At 69.2% G+C, this 16,473-nt stretch carries 16 protein-coding genes; 9 read left to right on the top strand and 7 right to left on the bottom strand.

The annotated features are described in order from the left end of the window. Positions 1 to 9 precede the first annotated feature (9 nt). Together QTH87_RS02900 and QTH87_RS02895 are read right to left on the bottom strand one after the other, a co-directional pair. Positions 10 to 894: an LpxL/LpxP family acyltransferase gene (locus QTH87_RS02900; protein WP_286606713.1), complete on the bottom strand. Its 885-nt coding sequence runs from the start codon at positions 892 to 894 to the stop codon at positions 10 to 12. Continuing rightward, complete coding sequence (locus QTH87_RS02895; protein ID WP_286606712.1) at positions 891 to 1,769, bottom strand: lysophospholipid acyltransferase family protein; 879 nt, start codon at positions 1,767 to 1,769, stop codon at positions 891 to 893. The genes QTH87_RS02900 and QTH87_RS02895 overlap by 4 nt, the downstream gene beginning before the upstream one ends. 182 nt (positions 1,770 to 1,951) lie before the next feature. Here QTH87_RS02895 and metK point away from each other — a divergent pair, with 182 nt between their 5' ends. Then, positions 1,952 to 3,133, top strand: coding sequence for a methionine adenosyltransferase (gene metK / locus QTH87_RS02890; RefSeq protein WP_286606710.1), 1,182 nt, complete (start codon positions 1,952 to 1,954; stop codon positions 3,131 to 3,133). Positions 3,134 to 3,136: 3 nt separating this feature from the next. Here metK and QTH87_RS02885 read toward each other — a convergent pair whose 3' ends face one another. The 4 genes from QTH87_RS02885 to QTH87_RS02870 form a co-directional block, all read right to left on the bottom strand. Further along, complete coding sequence (locus QTH87_RS02885; RefSeq protein WP_286606708.1) at positions 3,137 to 3,763, bottom strand: phosphoribosyltransferase; 627 nt, start codon at positions 3,761 to 3,763, stop codon at positions 3,137 to 3,139. A gap of 27 nt (positions 3,764 to 3,790) precedes the next feature. Next, positions 3,791 to 5,932 carry a TonB-dependent receptor family protein gene (locus tag QTH87_RS02880; RefSeq protein ID WP_286606706.1) on the bottom strand — a complete coding sequence of 714 codons (2,142 nt, stop codon included), beginning with the start codon at positions 5,930 to 5,932 and terminating at the stop codon, positions 3,791 to 3,793. A gap of 75 nt (positions 5,933 to 6,007) precedes the next feature. Beyond that, on the bottom strand, positions 6,008 to 6,214 hold the full coding sequence (locus QTH87_RS02875) for a hypothetical protein (protein ID WP_286606705.1): 207 nt from the start codon (positions 6,212 to 6,214) through the stop codon (positions 6,008 to 6,010). Beyond that, a complete protein-coding gene (locus QTH87_RS02870; protein WP_286606703.1) occupies positions 6,211 to 7,413 on the bottom strand; it encodes a PepSY-associated TM helix domain-containing protein in 1,203 nt (400 codons plus the stop codon). Before QTH87_RS02870 ends, QTH87_RS02875 begins: the two co-directional genes overlap by 4 nt. A gap of 137 nt (positions 7,414 to 7,550) precedes the next feature. On the opposite strand from QTH87_RS02870, the gene QTH87_RS02865 reads away from it, so the two are divergent. From QTH87_RS02865 to QTH87_RS02850, 4 genes are all read left to right on the top strand, one after another. Beyond that, positions 7,551 to 9,125, top strand: coding sequence for a phospholipase D family protein (locus QTH87_RS02865; protein WP_286606701.1), 1,575 nt, complete (start codon positions 7,551 to 7,553; stop codon positions 9,123 to 9,125). Positions 9,126 to 9,134: 9 nt separating this feature from the next. After that, complete coding sequence (locus QTH87_RS02860; protein ID WP_286606700.1) at positions 9,135 to 9,830, top strand: HAD family hydrolase; 696 nt, start codon at positions 9,135 to 9,137, stop codon at positions 9,828 to 9,830. A gap of 28 nt (positions 9,831 to 9,858) precedes the next feature. After that, complete coding sequence (gene pgm / locus QTH87_RS02855) at positions 9,859 to 11,514, top strand: phosphoglucomutase (alpha-D-glucose-1,6-bisphosphate-dependent) (protein ID WP_286606699.1); 1,656 nt, start codon at positions 9,859 to 9,861, stop codon at positions 11,512 to 11,514. A gap of 114 nt (positions 11,515 to 11,628) precedes the next feature. Further along, on the top strand, positions 11,629 to 11,877 hold the full coding sequence (locus tag QTH87_RS02850) for a hypothetical protein (protein ID WP_286606697.1): 249 nt from the start codon (positions 11,629 to 11,631) through the stop codon (positions 11,875 to 11,877). 12 nt (positions 11,878 to 11,889) lie between these two features. On the opposite strand, the gene QTH87_RS02845 is transcribed toward QTH87_RS02850, so the two are convergent. Next, on the bottom strand, positions 11,890 to 12,906 hold the full coding sequence (locus tag QTH87_RS02845) for an ABC transporter substrate-binding protein (RefSeq protein WP_286606695.1): 1,017 nt from the start codon (positions 12,904 to 12,906) through the stop codon (positions 11,890 to 11,892). A gap of 97 nt (positions 12,907 to 13,003) precedes the next feature. Here QTH87_RS02845 and QTH87_RS02840 point away from each other — a divergent pair, with 97 nt between their 5' ends. From QTH87_RS02840 to QTH87_RS02825, 4 genes are all read left to right on the top strand, one after another. Further along, positions 13,004 to 13,684, top strand: a complete 681-nt coding sequence (locus QTH87_RS02840) for a TetR/AcrR family transcriptional regulator (RefSeq protein ID WP_286606693.1) — start codon at positions 13,004 to 13,006, stop codon at positions 13,682 to 13,684. Positions 13,685 to 13,771: 87 nt separating this feature from the next. Continuing rightward, positions 13,772 to 14,578 (top strand): ABC transporter permease, encoded by an 807-nt coding sequence (locus tag QTH87_RS02835; protein WP_286606691.1) that lies wholly within the window; start codon positions 13,772 to 13,774, stop codon positions 14,576 to 14,578. After that, positions 14,575 to 15,645, top strand: a complete 1,071-nt coding sequence (locus tag QTH87_RS02830) for an NAD-dependent epimerase/dehydratase family protein (protein WP_286606689.1) — start codon at positions 14,575 to 14,577, stop codon at positions 15,643 to 15,645. The genes QTH87_RS02835 and QTH87_RS02830 overlap by 4 nt, the downstream gene beginning before the upstream one ends. Beyond that, positions 15,632 to 16,471, top strand: a complete 840-nt coding sequence (locus QTH87_RS02825; RefSeq protein ID WP_286606687.1) for a GNAT family N-acetyltransferase — start codon at positions 15,632 to 15,634, stop codon at positions 16,469 to 16,471. Before QTH87_RS02830 ends, QTH87_RS02825 begins: the two co-directional genes overlap by 14 nt. Positions 16,472 to 16,473: the final 2 nt, after the last annotated feature.

Raw genomic sequence — 16,473 nt, 5'->3', positions numbered from 1 at the left:
CGCCTCGCTTCAGTACACGCCGGGCTCGCCCTCGGGCCGCGTCTTGAAGCGGCGATGCACCCAGTAGTACTGCGACGGCATGGTGTCGATGTAGCCCTGCAGGCGCCGGTTCATGAGCGCCGTGTCGGCAACGGCGTCGTCGCTCGGGAAGTCCTGCCAGGCCGGCAGCACCTGGATCTCGTAGCCCTCGGGCGTGAGCTTCGACACCACCGGGACCACCTTGGCCCGACCCAGCCGCGCGAAGCGCGACAGCGAGGGCACCGTGGCCGCCTGCACGCCGTAGAAAGGCACGAAGACGGTCTGGTCGCGGCCGAAGTCCATGTCGGGCAGCAGGTACAGCAGGCCGCCCTTGCGCAGGCCCGCGACGATCGGCTTGATGCCGTCGACGCGGTTCAGCGTGATCACGTTGCCGAAGCGCTTGCGGCCTTCGCTGACCCACTGGTCGACCATCGGATCGCGCTGCGTGGTGTAGATGGTGGTCGAGGGCCGGTCGGTGTGCATGGTCAGCGCCGTCGCTGCCGCATCGAGCCCGTAGAAGTGCGGCGCGAACAGGATCATGGGCTCGTGGCCGTTCGCGATCTCGTCGATCTCGGCCGCGGCGCCGACCACCTTGAGGCGGCGCGCGACGACCGCCTCGGGCGCATGCCACAACCAGCTGCGGTCGAGCCAGGACTGCGCCACGAAGACGAAGCTCTCGCGCGCCATGCGTTCGCGCTCGGCCGGGGTCCGGTCGGGAAAGCACAGCGCGAGATTGGTGTCCACCACGCGCCGCCGCGGCACCGCCAGCACGTACAGCACGCGCCCGAGGACCGCGCCGAAGCCGCGCACGAAGCCGAAAGGCACGTGCGCCAGCGAACGCATGAAGCCGATGCCGAGTCTCGAGGTCAGGCTCATTTCGCGACCTCCGGCGCCGCTTCGCCGCGCGGCTGCTTGTAGCGCGCATAGTCCCAGACGTACTGGCCGGGCAGGCTGCGGATCAGCCTCTCGATGCCCTCGTTCATGGCGGCCGCGGCTGCTTCGGGCGTGGCCTTGGAGTCGCTCATCGCGGTGCCGTCGAAGGGCTCGAAGCGGATGGCGTAGCCGGCACCGCGCGGCAGCCGCTCGCAGACGCCGAGGAAGACGCGCGCGCCGGTCTGCTGCGCAAGGCGCGGCAGCAGCGTCATCGTGTAGGCGGGCCGACCGAAGAACGGCGCCCACACGCCCTGGCCGAGCGGAGGCACCTGGTCGGGCAGGAGGCCGGTGTAGCCGCCGCTGCGCAGCGTGCGGATCAGGCCGCGAACACCGGCCACGGTGGTGGGCAGGGTCTGCAGGCCGGGCCGGTCGCGCGAACCCGCGATCAGCTCGGCCATGAACTTCTTGCGCGCCGGCCTGAACAGCGCGGTGATCGGGCCGTAGGCCTCGAAGAAGCGCTCGCCGACAGCCTGGCCGAAGGTCTCCCAGCTGCCCAGGTGCGGCGAGACCAGGATCACGCCCTTGCGCTCGGCCAGCGCGGCCTCGAAGGCCTCCACGCCGTCCCAGCGCAGGATGTGCGGCAGCAGGCTCTCGCCGCGCGGCCGCGCCCACACCCACGGCAGTTCGCCGACCATGGCGCCGGCGGCCGTGATCGCGGGACGGTACTGCTCGGGGCTGAAGCCTGCGGCCTCGGCGTTCTCCCTGAAGCGCCGCCGGTAGTCGGGCGCCAGCCACCAGACCAGCCAGCCCAGCCCGCCGCCCAGCGCGTGCATCCAGGGCAGCGGAACGCGGGCGAGCAATCGGAACAGAAAAATCATGAAGCCAAAGGGGACGGAACAGGACGCGCGCACCAGGCAGAGGCACGGCTCGAATAGAATCCAAATTGTCGCTGAGTTATGGAACTACTTGCAGGGCGACTTTAAACATCACTGCTAAAGCGTTCGCCAGGGCTCACCGCAGTCGGCAACGCGCCAACCGACCGACCAGGAGCTTCATTCACATGGCGAACGACTTTCTCTTCACTTCCGAATCCGTCTCCGAAGGCCACCCCGACAAGGTCGCCGACCAGATCTCCGACGCGATCCTCGACGCGATCTTCGAGCAGGACCCGCGCTCGCGCGTCGCCGCCGAGACGCTGACCAACACCGGCCTCGTGGTGCTCGCGGGCGAGATCACGACCAACGCGCACGTCGACTACATCCAGGTCGCGCGCGACACCATCAAGCGCATCGGCTACGACAACACCGACTACGGCATCGACTACAAGGGCTGCGCCGTGATGGTCTGCTACGACAAGCAGTCCAACGACATCGCCCAGGGCGTGGACCACGCGAGCGACGACCACCTCAACACCGGCGCTGGCGATCAGGGCCTGATGTTCGGCTACGCCTGCGACGAGACGCCCGAGCTGATGCCGGCACCGATCTACTATGCGCACCGCCTGGTCGAGCGCCAGGCCCAGTTGCGCAAGGACGGCCGCCTGCCCTTCCTGCGTCCCGACGCCAAGAGCCAGGTGACGATGCGCTACGTCGACGGCAAGCCGCACAGCATCGACACCGTCGTGCTGTCGACCCAGCACCACCCCGACCAGAGCGAATCGCCGACCAAGATGAAGGCCTCGTTCGTCGAGGCGGTGATCGAGGAGATCATCAAGCCCGTGCTGCCCAAGGAATGGCTGAAGGACACGCGCTATCTGATCAACCCGACCGGCCGCTTCGTCATCGGCGGCCCGCAGGGCGACTGCGGCCTCACGGGCCGCAAGATCATCGTCGACACCTACGGCGGCGCCTGCCCGCACGGCGGCGGCGCCTTCTCGGGCAAGGACCCGAGCAAGGTTGACCGCTCGGCCGCCTATGCCGCGCGCTACGTGGCCAAGAACATCGTCGCCGCTGGCCTCGCGCGCCAGTGCCAGATCCAGGTCGCCTACGCGATCGGCGTCGCCAAGCCCATGAACGTGACGGTCTACACCGAAGGCACGGGCGTGATTCCCGACGAGAAGATCGCCGCGCTGATCCAGGAGCACTTCGACCTGCGTCCCAAGGGCATCATCCAGATGCTCGACCTGCTGCGCCCCATCTACGGCAAGACGGCGGCCTATGGCCACTTCGGCCGCGAAGAGCCCGAGTTCACCTGGGAAAGCACGGCCAATGCGGCCGCGCTGCGCGCTGCGGCCGGGCTGTAGGGCTCAGTCCTTCAGCAGGGCGCAGACCTCGTCGTCCGAGGTCTGCGCGAAATCGCGGTACCAGGCCCCGACCGCAAGAAAGTGCTCGGGCGTGAAGACGCTCAGCACTTCGTCGGCCAAGGCCTCGAGCGACTGCACGGCCTCGCGCGAAGCCACCGGCACCGCGACGCCGATGCGCTGCGGACCGGCGGCCCGCGCAGCCATCACCGCCGCCTTCATGGTGGCACCGGTGGCCAGCCCGTCGTCGACCAGCAGCAGCTCGCGGCCGGCCAGCACCAGCGGCGCACGCTCGCCCCGGTAGCGCCGCTCGCGCCGGTCCAGCTCCGCGCGCTCGCGGGCTATCACGCGGTCGAGCACCGCTTGCGACACCGGCCATCGGGCGCAGGCCTCGCTCCGCACGCAGATGCCGCCGGGGCCGATGGCGCCCATCGCGAACTCCTCGTGGCCCGGCAGGCCGAGCTTGCGCACCACGAGCACGTCGAGCGGTGCGCCGAGCGCATCGGCCACGACGCGCGCCACCGGAACGCCACCGCGCGGCAGGCCCAGCACCAGCAGCCCCGGACGGCCGCGCCAGCCATGGAGCGCCGCAACAAGGCGCCGGCCCGCATCGCGTCGATCGTCGAATTCCATGTCGCGCTTCCCCCGCAGGAAAAGAACTCAGAAACGATACGCCGCGCCCATGCCCACCGTCCAGTTGCGGCCGGGCGCCGGTTCGAAGTAGCGGGCGTTGCCCTCGTTGACGATCACCGAGCCCACGTAGCGGCGGTCGAAGACGTTGTCGACCCGCGCGAAGGCATTGAAGTCCCAGCGCTGCCAGGTCAGCACGTAGCCCGCATAGAGCGCCAGCACGCCGTAGCCCGGCACGCTGACCGTGTTGCGGTCGTTGGCCTCGATGCCCGCCAGCGCGCGGAATTCGGCACCGGCACGCCAGCCCTGCGGCGGCACCCAGCCGTAGGAGGCGAACAGCGACTGCGGCGCGATGCCGGGGATGCGGTTGTCGGCCGCCACCACGCTGGCCGCGGTGCAGGGCACGCCGGCGCAGAAGGCATCGCTGAAGCGCGCATCGAGCCAGGTATAGGCCAGCTGCGTGCGCCAGTGGCTGGCGGTCTCGTGCTGCCAGCCGAGCTCGAAGCCCTCGCGCCGGGTCTTGCCGGCGTTCTGGAAAGTGGCACGGCCGCCGATGTTGGTGGCGGTCACGATCTCGTCGCGCGTGCGGATCTCGAACAGCGCGGCGGTCAGGAAGCCGCCCGCGACCCGCGCCTTGGCACCGATCTCGACGTTGTCGTTGACGGCCGGCTGCAGCGCGAAGTTGAGTCCGGCCACGCCATCGGGCCGGTAGGAGAGTTCGTTGAGGGTGGGCGTCTCGAAGCCACGCGCGGCCGATACATAGAGCGCCAGGTCGGGTGTGGCCTGGTAGCGCAGCGAGGCCACGGGCAGGGTCTCGGCATGGCGCACGCTGCCGCTGTCGTCGCGGTTGGCGCCCACGATGTAGCGGTCCTGCGAATCGAAGTCCACGCTGCTGCGGCGGATGCCGGCCTCCAGTGTCCACTGGTCGGCCAGCCGCCAGGTGCCCTGCAGGTAGGGGTCGAGGTTGTAGACCGTGTTGAGCTCGTTGCGGCGCAGCCGCCCCTGCACGCCGAGCACCGGGTTGGACGCGGGGCCGAGGTAGTTCTCGTAGCCCGAGCGGTGCTCGCGCAGGTTGTCGTAGGCGAGGCCTGCCACCAGCTCGAAGGGCCGGCCCGCCAGCTGCATCTGCGAGATCCAACGCAGGTCGACGCCGCCGTAGTCGCGCGCCAGGTCGATCACGCCCCCGGCACTCTGCGGGCTCTGCTGCGCCGCAGGCGGGATGGCCTGGAACTGCGTGGTCTTGCGCTGGCCCAGGTAGGTCATCAGGCGCAGCGTGTTGTCGGCATCGACACGGCGCTCGTAGAGCAGGCCGGCCTGCGTCTGGTCGACCGTCTTGCGGGTGTCGTACAGGGTCGCGACCGCGGCGCTGCGCGGGTTCAGCCGGTACTGGTCCGCCGTGAGGCCGAGCGGGTCCTGCGCCGACAGCTTCACGCTGTTGGCCACCAGCGTGAGCCGGCTGCCGTCGTCGAGCGTGATGCCGAGCTTGGCGTTGCCGATGTCGCGCCTGGCCTCGCTGTGGTCCCGGTAGCCGTCGGTCTCGAAGTGGCTGCCGCTCAGCAGGTAGTCGACCGCGCCGGACGAGCCGCCGATCTTCGAGCTGATGCGCGTGGTGCCGAAGCTCGCGCTGGCCATCGAGAAGCCGAGCCTGGGCGCGCCCTCCCCGTCCTCGGTGAAGACCTGCACCACCCCGCCCGACGAATTGCCGTAGAGCGCCGAGAAAGGTCCGCGCAGCACCTCGACGCGGTCGGCCGAATTGATGTCGACGTTGGAAGTCTGGCCCTGGCCGTCGGGCAGCGTGGCCGGAATGTTGTCGACGTAGATGCGCACGCCGCGCACGCCGAAGGTGGAGCGCGCGCCGAAGCCGCGGATCGACAGCTGCAGGTCCTGCGCGAGGTTCTGGCGGTTCTGGATCTGCAGTCCCGGCACCGGGCCCAGGCTTTCGGACAACTGCGCCTGCAGGCGGGCGTTGCGCATGTCGGAGCCTTCGATCCGGTCGACCGAGCCCGCGAGTTCGAACAAGGGCTCGGGACCGCGCGGGGTGGTCACCGTGACCTCGCCGAGGTTGACCTCGTTCGGCGCGGGGGGCGACTGGTCCTGGGCGCCGGCGAAGCGCGGCGCGGTGATCAGCAGGCAGGCGGCAACCGCAGCGACGACGACAGGCGATGAATGCATTGCGGCGATTCTGCGTCGGCCGCGCGGGGAGCGCCGGGTGGGCAAGACCCTATGGCGCGCAGGGCGCCGCGCGCGCTACGAGGATGACGGTTGCCGGCGCCAGCCGTACCAGGCGCCGACCGCCACCGGAATGCCGAGCGCCACCCAGGCCAGGGCATCGCCGAATCCGCCGTCGCTGAACAGCGCCGAGACCAGGCCGATCGTGGTCAGAACGCCTAGGACGATCGGCCAGCCCCAGAGTCGCCAGAAATGGTTGTCGTGCCTTGCGTGATGACCGCTCATGAGCTGACCTTGGTGGTGGTGACGGGTTGCGCCAGCGACGGCACGCCGACGGCGCCGGACGGCGGCTGATGTGCCGGTGCGGAAGGCGCGGGCGCCGCCGCGACCGCCTTGCCGCGCTTGAGCCAGAGATAGAGCCCGCTGCCCAGCACGATGATGGTCGCGATGTCCAGCAGGGCCCAGAGGATCTGCATCGGCATGCCGCCGTAGTCGCCGAAATGCAGCGGCTGCGAGACCAGCAGCCCGGTCAAATACCAGGGCAGGCGCGGGCTCGCGGTGATCTCGCTGGTCTGGGCATCGACCAGCACGGGCTGCAGCAGGCGAGAGGTGAAGGGCTCGTTGCCGCGCAGGAACACCGTGTGGTGGTGCGGGCTCGAGAACGAAGTGCCCGGGAACGCGATGAAGGACACCTTGTTGCCGGGCGCGCTCGCCAGCGCGACGTCGAGCGCCTTCTGCACCGGCGCGCGCTCGGCCACCGGAACCGTGGGCTGCCCCTGGTAGGGCTTGAGCAGCACGCTGAGCTGGTCGTACTGCCAGTACTTGATGATCAGGTCGGCCCAGGTGTTGATCATGCCGGTGGCGCCGACCGTGAAGGCCCAGACCAGGGTCACGATGCCCAGCAGGTTGTGCAGGTCGAGCCACTTGACGCGTGGCCGGCGCTCGCGCCGCACGGTGCCGAACTCGAGCTTGCGCATGAAGGGCGCGTAGAGCACCACGCCCGAGACGATCGCGATCAGCAGCAAGAGGCCCATGAAGCCCAGGAACAGCTTGCCCGGCAGGCCCGCGAACAGGTCGACGTGCAGCTTGAACATCACGTACATGAAGCCTTCGTCGGTCGGCGGCTGGCCCACGACCTTGGCGGTGCGGGCATCGACCGCGATCGACTTGAAGTCGTCGGTGGGCTCGGGCGTGGGCGTGAGCGTGACGAACCACATCGCGTCGTCGTCCGGGTCGGTCGACACGAACTGCACGATGCGGTCCGGATAGAGCGCGCTGGCCGAGGCGATGACCTTGTCGAGGCTGGCGCGCGGCGTGTCGGCGGGCATCTTGGGCGCCTCGATCTCGGTGCCGAGCAGGTGGCCGATCTCGTGATGGAAGATCAGCGGCAGGCCTGTCAGGCACAGCAGCAGCATGAAGACGGTGCTGACCAGGCTGGTCCACTTGTGGATCCAGGCCCAGACCTTGATTTGTCGGCTGTTCATCGAGTCGGAAGAAGGATGCCGGACGGCCGCAGGGCCCCGGCGGGAGAAGTGCGGCTGTTGCCGTTGACAATCATTCGCATTCTATTCGCAGCCGCGGCTGCAGCAGCGGCACCCCGCCGACTGCGGTACCGTCGCGCATGCCTTTCCGTTGCCTGGTCCTTGCCTTCGCCTGCCTGCTGTCGGCCTGCGCGGGACTGCCGACCCTGACGTCGACACCCTACGTCTCGGCGATCCCGGCATCGTCGGCGACCGAGCTGGGCCGGCTGGCCGCCGACTTCGAGGCCCGCCAAGACGACAACCGCTCGGGCGCTCGCGTGCTGGCGCAGGCCGCCTTCGCGCTCGATGCCCGGCTGGCGCTGATCCGCCGCGCGCGCGTCTCGCTCGACCTCCAGTACTACCTGCTCGGCAACGACAAGACCGGCATGCTGATCCTGCGCGAACTGCGCGACGCCGCCGCGCGCGGCGTCCGGGTGCGCCTGCTGCTGGACGACTTCTATACCGCCCGGCTCGATCCGGTGCTGCTCGGGCTGAGCGCGCATCCGAACGTCGAGGTCCGGCTGTTCAACCCCTTCGTCTCGGGCCGCGACCACCCGGCCACCCGCTGGATGAGTTTCGCGACCGACTTCCGGCGGCTCAACCATCGGATGCACAACAAGCTCATGGTGGCCGACGGCGCCTTTGCGATCGTGGGCGGACGCAACCTCGCGGACGAGTATTTCCTGCGCAGCGAGGGCGCCAACTTCATCGACCTCGACGTGCTGCTGACCGGCCCGGTGGTGACCGAGCTCGAGACCATCTTCGACAACTACTGGAACAGCGAGGTGGTCTACCCGCTGCAGGCGATCGTGCCGCCGTCCGAGCCCGCGGCGGCGCTGCGCGCGCGCTTCGACGCGCTGACCTCGCCGAGCCTGGCGCCTGCGCCCGCCGCGCCGCCGGAAGCCGACATGTTCGGCGATCCGCCGCTCGGCACCGCGATCGCCCAGGGCCGGCTCGAGCTGATCCCGGTGCGCGCCAACGCGGTCGCCGATTCGCCCACCAAGGCGATGCGCTCCGAAGACGACGACGCGGCCCGCGCGCACCGACCGCCGACCGTCGCCGAACGCATGGGCGTGCAGCTGGAGTCGGCCCGCTCCAGCGTCGACATCGTCACGCCCTACTTCCTCCCCGGCGAGGACGGCATGGACCGCATCGCAAAGCTGCGTGCGCGCGACGTCGCCATCAGCGTGGCGACCAACTCGCTGGCCGACACCGACGAACCGCTGGTCAACATCAACTTCAACCGCTACCGCGTCGAGATGCTGAAACTCGGCGTGCGGCTGTACGAGGTCAGTTCGGAGCAGATCAAGCGCAGCCTGAACCTGCGCAAGGTGTTCCGGCAGTCACGCGGCCGCCTGCACGCCAAGATGGCACTGATCGATCGCGAATGGGCGCTGGTCGGCTCGCTCAACTTCGATCCGCGCTCGGCCCACATCAACACCGAGCTCGGCGTGCGCCTGCAGAGCTACGAACTCGCGCACCGGCTGCTCGACGCCTACCAGGTCGACAATGTCGAAAGCGCGTATGCCCTGCAGCTGAAGCCCGGCACCGACCAGGTCCAATGGGTCAGCACCGACGGCGACGCCGTGGTGCACGACGCCGAGCCCGATGCCAACGCGCTGGTGCAGCTCAAGCTGATGCTGTTCTCGTGGTTCGTTCCAAGCGACCTGCTCTAGGAGTCTCTGATGGAGGACACCGTCTTTCTGCTCGACGTGGACAACACGCTGCTCGACAACGACGGCGTGGTCGACGACCTGCGCCGGCACCTGGTCGACAACTTCGGCAGCACCAAGGCCGACCGCTACTGGGAGTGCTTCGAGGCGCTGCGCGCCGAGCTCGGCTACACCGACTACCTCGGCGCGCTGCAGCGCTACCGGCTGCGCGAGCTCAGCGACGACATGAACGATCCGAGGCTGCTGCAGATGTCGACCTTCCTGGTCGACTACCCCTTCGCCGATCGCCTCTACGAGCGCGCACTCGACGTCGTCGCCCGCCTGCGGACCCTCGGCACCCCGGTGATCCTGAGCGACGGCGACGTCGTCTTCCAGCCGCGCAAGGTCCAGCGTTCGGGCCTCTGGCAGGCGGTCGAGGGCCGGGTGCTGATCTACATCCACAAGGAACTGATGCTCGAGGCCGTGCAGAAGCGCCATCCGGCGCGCCACTACGTGATGGTCGACGACAAGCTGCGCATCCTGTCGGCGATGAAGGCCGAATGGGGCGATCGCCTGACCACCGTCTTCCCGCGGCAGGGCCACTACGCGCTCGATCCGCACGAGATCGCCGCCCACCCGGCTGCCGACATCACGATCGGACACATCGCCGAGCTGATCGACCTGCCTGCCGCCTTGCTGCAGGGCGCCGCTGCAGGCCGCGCCACCTGAACCGAAACCGAACCATCAGGAGCCTTCCATGGAACCACGCATCCACCCCCTCGCCGGCCAACCGGCGCCCGCCGACACGCTGATCGACGTCGATGCGCTGCTCGCGGCCTACGAGCGGGACCGCCCCGACGCATCGGTGGCGGCCGAGCGCGTCGCCTTCGGCACCTCGGGCCACCGCGGCTGCGCCTTCGACCGCAGCTTCAACGAATGGCACGTGCTGGCGATCACGCAGGCGATCTGCGACCACCGCCGCGCGCAGGGCATCGACGGCCCGCTGTTCCTGGGCATCGACACGCACGCGCTGTCGGTGCCGGCCGCGGCCAGCGCGCTCGAGGTGCTGGCCGCCAACGGCGTCGAGACCCTGCTCGCGACGAACGACGAATACACGCCGACGCCGGCGCTGTCGCACGCGATCCTCTGCCACAACCGCGGCCGAGAACGCGGCCTGGCCGACGGCATCGTGGTCACGCCCTCGCACAATCCGCCGCGCGACGGCGGCTTCAAGTACAACCCGCCGAACGGCGGCGCGGCCGGCCAGGAGGTGACGGGGCCGGTCCAGGAGGCCGCCAACCGCTACATCGCGGAGGGTCTCGCGGGCGTGCGGCGCATGCCTCATGCGCAGGCGCTGCGCGCATCGACCACGCATCGCCACGACTTCCTCTCGGCCTATGTCGCCGATCTCGAGAACGTGGTCGACATGGCGCTGATCCGCGAGGCGGGCGTGCGCATGGGGGTCGACCCGCTCGGCGGCGCAGGGGTGCACTACTGGGGCGCGATCGCCGAACGCTACCGGGTCGACCTCAGCGTGGTCAGCGAGACCGTCGACCCGCGCTTCGCCTTCATGACGCTCGACTGGGACGGCCAGATCCGCATGGACCCGTCCTCGGGCTATGCGATGCAGCGCCTGCTCGACATCAAGGACCGCTTCGACGTCGGCTTCGCCTGCGACACCGACCACGACCGCCACGGCATCGTGACCCGCAGCGCCGGCCTGCTGCCGTCGAACCACTACATGTCGGCCGCGATCGACTACCTGTTCCGCCATCGGCCGCAGTGGGGCGCGCAGGCGGCGGTGGGCAAGACCGTGGTCTCGACCCGCCTGATCGATGCCCTTGCGGCGCGGCTCGGGCGGCGGCTGCACGAGGTGCCGGTCGGCTTCAAGTGGTTTGCCGACGGCCTGCTCGACGCCTCGCTGGGTTTCGTGGGCGAGGAGAGTGCGGGCGCCACCTTCCTGCGCCGCGACGGCTCGGCCTGGACCACCGACAAGGACGGCATCACGGCCGCCCTGCTCTCGGCCGAGATGACGGCGCGCACGGGCCGTGACCCCGGCGCGCTCTACGCCGAGCTTGCGAACGAATTCGGCAATCCGGTGGCCACGCGCATCGACGCACCCGCCAGCCCGCAGCAGAAGAAGCAGCTCGCCGCGCTGGCGCCGGCCCAGGTCCGCGCCACCCTGCTGGCCGGCGAGCCGATCGACGGCGTGCTGAGCCACGCACCCGGCAACGACGCGCCGATCGGCGGCATCAAGGTGACGGCGCGCAACGGCTGGTTCGCGGCAAGGCCCTCGGGCACGGAGAACATCTACAAGGTCTACGGCGAGAGCTTCCTGGGCGCCGAGCACCTGCAGCGCATCCTGGCCGAAGCGCAGACCATCGTCGACGCGGCGATCTCGCCGGCGCCCTGACGACGCCACCATAGCGGCCCATGGGCAGCTTGGCCCCAGCGCACGAACGGGCCGTTGCCTACACCGCGATCGGGCAGCGCGGGTTATGAACGGGTTTTGAACTGCGGAGGCTTCATGAATCTCGATTCGCTGATCAAGTCCGTCAAGGAAGCGGATGCCAACCGGCCCGACATGCCGGGCGAGCACCTGATCGTGCTCGGCGTCGGCCTGCTGCTGATGATGGCCACGGGACGCAGCCGTTCGCTGATCGGCAAGGCTCTGATCGGCGCGGCCGCCGGCGCCTTCATCGGCCGGGCCGCGAGCGGCACCGGCGGCATCGCGCGGCTGGCCGCGCTGCTGCAGCCGGGTGCGCGGCGGCGCTGAAGCGCTCTTCGCCTATTCGGCGGCAGGCATGCGGATGTTCTTGTCCAGGTAGTCGTTGGTGTAGAGCTTCGCGGGGTCGAAGGGCTTGTCGAGCCCGATCAGCGACTGCACCAGTTCGTAGTCCGACTTGACGCGTGCGCCGTCGAATGCGCCCAGCGCGACCTTGGTCGTCGTGTCGTCGCGCATCAGCAGCTTGATGCGGCCCCACTGGTCGCGCTGGTTCTCGGGGCTGAGGCCGCTGACGCTGGCGGTCAGTGCATCGAGGCACGGAGCGAAGTCCTTCACGCAGGCGCTGTAGGCGCGCTGCGTGACCGCGGCGAAGTTCTTCACGCGCTCCGGATTGGCCGCCAGGTAGGCGCCGTTGACCACCAGCGAATTGCCGTAGACGTTGACGCCGATGTCGCGCCAGGCCACGAAGCCGAGGTCGGGGCCGAACTCCCGCACCTTCAGGTCGTGCTCGTTGTAGAAGTCGCTGATGATGTCGACCGACTTGCTCTTGAGCGCGCCGACCTTGGCCTGCGGACTCAGGTTGACGAAGCTCACGCCTGCCGGGTCGATGCCGGTCTTCTTCGCGAAGGCCGGCCACATGAGGCGCGCCGCATCGCCGGGCGGGTTGCCGATCTTGCGGCCCGCAAATTCCTTCGGGCCGTTGATGCCCGAGGACTTGAGCCAGTAGAAGCCCTGCGGACTGTTGGCATAGATCACCATGACGGCCTTCAGGTCGGCACCCTTGCCCACCGCCTGGATCGCGGTCGGCAGGTCGGCGATGCCGAGGTTGGCGCCGCCCGAGCCCACGCGCTGGGCCGACAGCGCCGAGCCCTTGCCGGCCTCGATCGTGAGGTCGATGCCCGCATCGTTGTACCAGCCCTTGGCCTTCGCGTAGTAGATCGGCGCGTGGTCGGCGGTGGGCGTCCAGTTGAGCATCAGGTTCATCGGCTCGGCCGCGAACGCGGTCGTGGCGGACATGCCGACGGTCGCGAGCAGCGCGGCAGCCAGGGCGGAAAGAACGGCGGTCGGTCGGATTCGCATGGGGCTCGCTCCAGAATGGATGGGTTGGTAGAGGCGTAGAATTTATATTACCAACTGTTTGGTTGACACGCAACCTGGTCGAACGAAGAATCCCGACATGGCCTCCACATCCCGCACCGCACCCTCCCCCGCGCCCGCGCCCGCGTCCATACCTCCTGCCGTCGCCCGCCGGGATGCCGCCGCCACGCGCGCCGCGCTGATCGAGGCGGCGGTGGGCGAGTTCTCGAGCAACGGCTTCGCGGGCGCCCGGGTCGACGAGATCGCGCGGGCAGCGGGCGTCAACAAGCAGCTCGTCTACCACTACTTCGAGAGCAAGCAGGGGCTGTACCTGGTGGCGCTCGAATCGGTCTATGCCGAGATCCGCGAGAAGGAGCAGCGCCTGTCGCTCGGCGAACTGGAGCCGGTCGAGGCCATGACGCAGCTGATCGCGTTCTCCTTCGACTACCTCGCGGAACACCCCGAGTTCATCGCGCTGCTGACCGACGAGAACCGCAACCAGGGCAGCCACATCCTCGACTCGGAGCGGCTGCAGAAGATGCACTCGCCCTTCATCGAGATGCTCGAGGCGACGCTCGAGCGCGGCGTCGCGCAAGGCGTGTTCCGGCCCGACTACGACGCCATCAACCTCTACATCTCGATCGCCGGGATCTCGTACTTCTTCTTCTCGAACAACCACACGCTGTCGGCCATCTTCGGCAAGCAGCTCGGTTCGCGCGGCGCGCTGGTGCAGCGCCGCCGCCACGTGATCGAGTTCGCGCTGAACGCCTTGCGCCCCTGAAGTCATTTAATCAACCAGTTGGTTGACAACGGGAGATCGCCGGCCTATCATTTCTTCACGACCGCTCCTCGTGAGAAAGAAATCGATATGACGGCAATCGTCCCCGCGGCCGGCGGCCAGCCCGCCGCACCCGCCGAACACCCTGCATGGCAGCGCTGGGCCGCGGTGATCGGCGTCCACCTGGCGTGCATCGCGCTGTGGGAACTGGCGGTGCGCCTGTTCAAGATCCAGACCTTCATCCTGCCGGCGCCCTCGCAGGTGCTGGCCACGCTGGCCAACCCCAACTACCACTGGCTGAGCAACACCGGCGTCACCGCGATCGAGGTGTTCGGCGGCTATGCACTCGGCCTCGTGCTCGGCATCCTCGGCGCGCTGCTGTTCATCACCAGCCGCCGCCTGATGCTGCTGGCCTTTCCGCTCCTGGTCACGCTCAACATGATCCCGAAGGTGGCGCTCGGGCCGCTGATCATCGTGTGGTTCAGCTACGGCATCGGGCCCAACATCCTGATCACCTTCAGCCTGTGCTTCTTCCCGATCCTGCTGACCACCATCCGTGGCCTCAACGAGACCGAGCCCGATCTGCTGAACCTGGTGCATGCGCTGCGCGGCTCGCGCTGGCAGCTGTTCCGCTACATCCAGCTGCCGGGATCGCTCCCCTACCTGTTCTCGGGCATGAAGGTCGCCACCATCCTCGCGGTCGCGGGCGCCGTGGTCGGCGAGTTCATCGCCTCCGACAAGGGCCTGGGCTATCTGATGATCCAGGTGCAGGCCTCGCTCGACACCCCCGCTGTTTTCATGGCCGTGCTGCTGATCACCGGCCTCGGCGTGCTGCTCTATCTGCTGGTCTTGCTGATGGAACGGTACTTCATCACCCAGGACGCAAGAATCCAATGAACACCCTCGCCCACGCTCCCGCCCCCCCACTGCTCGACGAGCGCAGCTTCCCCGCGCACTTCGAGACCGAGGAGGCGCTCGACCAGTTCCTCGCCACGCCCTCGCGCGAGCTGGTCGAAGACCTCGCCCGCCTCGAAGGCGACCTCATGATCCTCGGTGTCGGCGGCAAGATGGGCCCGACGCTGGCGCGCCTGGCGCGCAATGCGCTGCCGGCGGACCGCCGCGTGATCGCGGTCGCGCGCTTCAGCGAGCCCGGCATGCGCGAGATGCTCGAAGGCCATGGCATCGAGACCATCGCCTGCGACCTGCTCGACGCCGCCGCGCTCGCGGCGCTGCCCAGGTGCCCGAACGTGGTGTTCATGGCCGGCCGCAAGTTCGGCGCCGATGCCGACAACCCGCTGACCTGGGCCATGAACGTGCACGTGCCGGCGCTGGTGGCGCAGGCCTTCAGCCAGTCGCGCATCGTCGCCTTCTCGACCGCCTGCGTGTACCCCTTCGTGCCCGTCACCGGCCAGGGCGCCGCAGAGGACCTGCCGCCGAGCCCGCCGGGCGAGTACGCCAACTCCTGCGTCGGCCGCGAGCGCATGTTCGAATACTTCTCGAAGCTGCACGGCACGCCGGGCCGGCTGTTCCGCCTCAGCTACGCGATCGACCTGCGCTACGGCGTGCTGGCCGACGTGGCCATCAAGGTCTGGCGCGACGAACCGGTGGACGTCACGATGGGTCACGTCAACGTGATCTGGCAGGGCGACGCCAATGCACAGGCGCTGCGCTGCCTGGCCGCCGCCACGGTGCCGACCTCGCCGCTCAACGTCAGCGGCCCGGAAACCACCTCGATCCGCTGGCTGGCCGAGGAATTCGGCCGCCGCTTCGGCAAGCCCGTGCAGATCACCGGCAGCGAGGCGCCGACCGCCTGGCTCATGAACACCGGCGAGGCCGAGCGGCTGTTCGGCTACCCCAAGGTGCCGCTGTCGCAGCTGGTGGGATGGGTTGCCGACTGGATCGCGCGCGAGCAGCGCCTCTTCGGCAAGCCGACCAAGTTCGAGTCGCGCGATGGCAAGTACTGAGGCGGTCGAGACGCTGTCCGCGCCGGACGCTATTAGCCTCTCGATGCTCGAGGCGCTGGTGGTGGCCAGCGGCTGGAACCAGACCGCGGACGACTGGGCCGTGTTCCTGCGGCACGGCAGCGTCCACGTCGTGCGCGATGCCGATGGCGCGATCGTCGCAAGCGGCGCGGTGCTGCCGATGGGCGCGGCTGCCGCCTGGATCAGCATGATCCTGGTCGCGCCGCAGGCACGCGGGGCGGGGCTCGGGCGCAGCGTCTTCGAGCGATGCCTGGCAACGGTCCGGGCCGCCGGTCGGGTCGCCATGCTGGACGCCACGCCGGCCGGCGAGCAGCTGTATCTGCAGTACGGCTTCTCGCCGTTGTGGCGCCTGTCGCGCTGGCACCGCGGCGCCCTGGCCGACGCGCCGGCCAGCGCTGCGGCCAGCGGCGACCATTCCAAGGTCGACGCACTGCTCGCGCTCGATGCCGAAGCGCTCGGCCTCGAGCGCGGCGCCGTCCTGGCCGAGCTGATGCGGCGGCCCGGATCGCGCGTGCTGCGCCATGCACAGGCCTTCGCCGTGCTGCGCAGCGGCCGCATCGCGCGCCACGTCGGCCCGCTGATCGCCACCGACGAGGCCAGCGCGGCGGTGCTTCTGAACGACCTGATCGACGGCATCCCCGAGCCGATCTTCATCGACGTGCCGGACGAGCGCCCGCTGCTGCGCCGGCAGCTGGCCGAGGCCGGTTTCGCGCTGCAGCGCGGCTTCTGCCGCATGGCGCTGGGCGAGCCTCCCGCGCACGGACAGAACGCCTTCATCCACGCCATCGCCGGGCCCGAGTTCGGCTGATC

It is taken from the genome of Variovorax jilinensis, assembly GCF_030316885.1.
In the GTDB taxonomy this organism is placed as follows: Bacteria; Pseudomonadota; Gammaproteobacteria; order Burkholderiales; family Burkholderiaceae_C; genus Variovorax; species Variovorax jilinensis.
The sequence above is the reverse complement of the archived record's forward strand: the minus strand, read 5'-3'. Positions and strand labels throughout refer to the sequence as shown.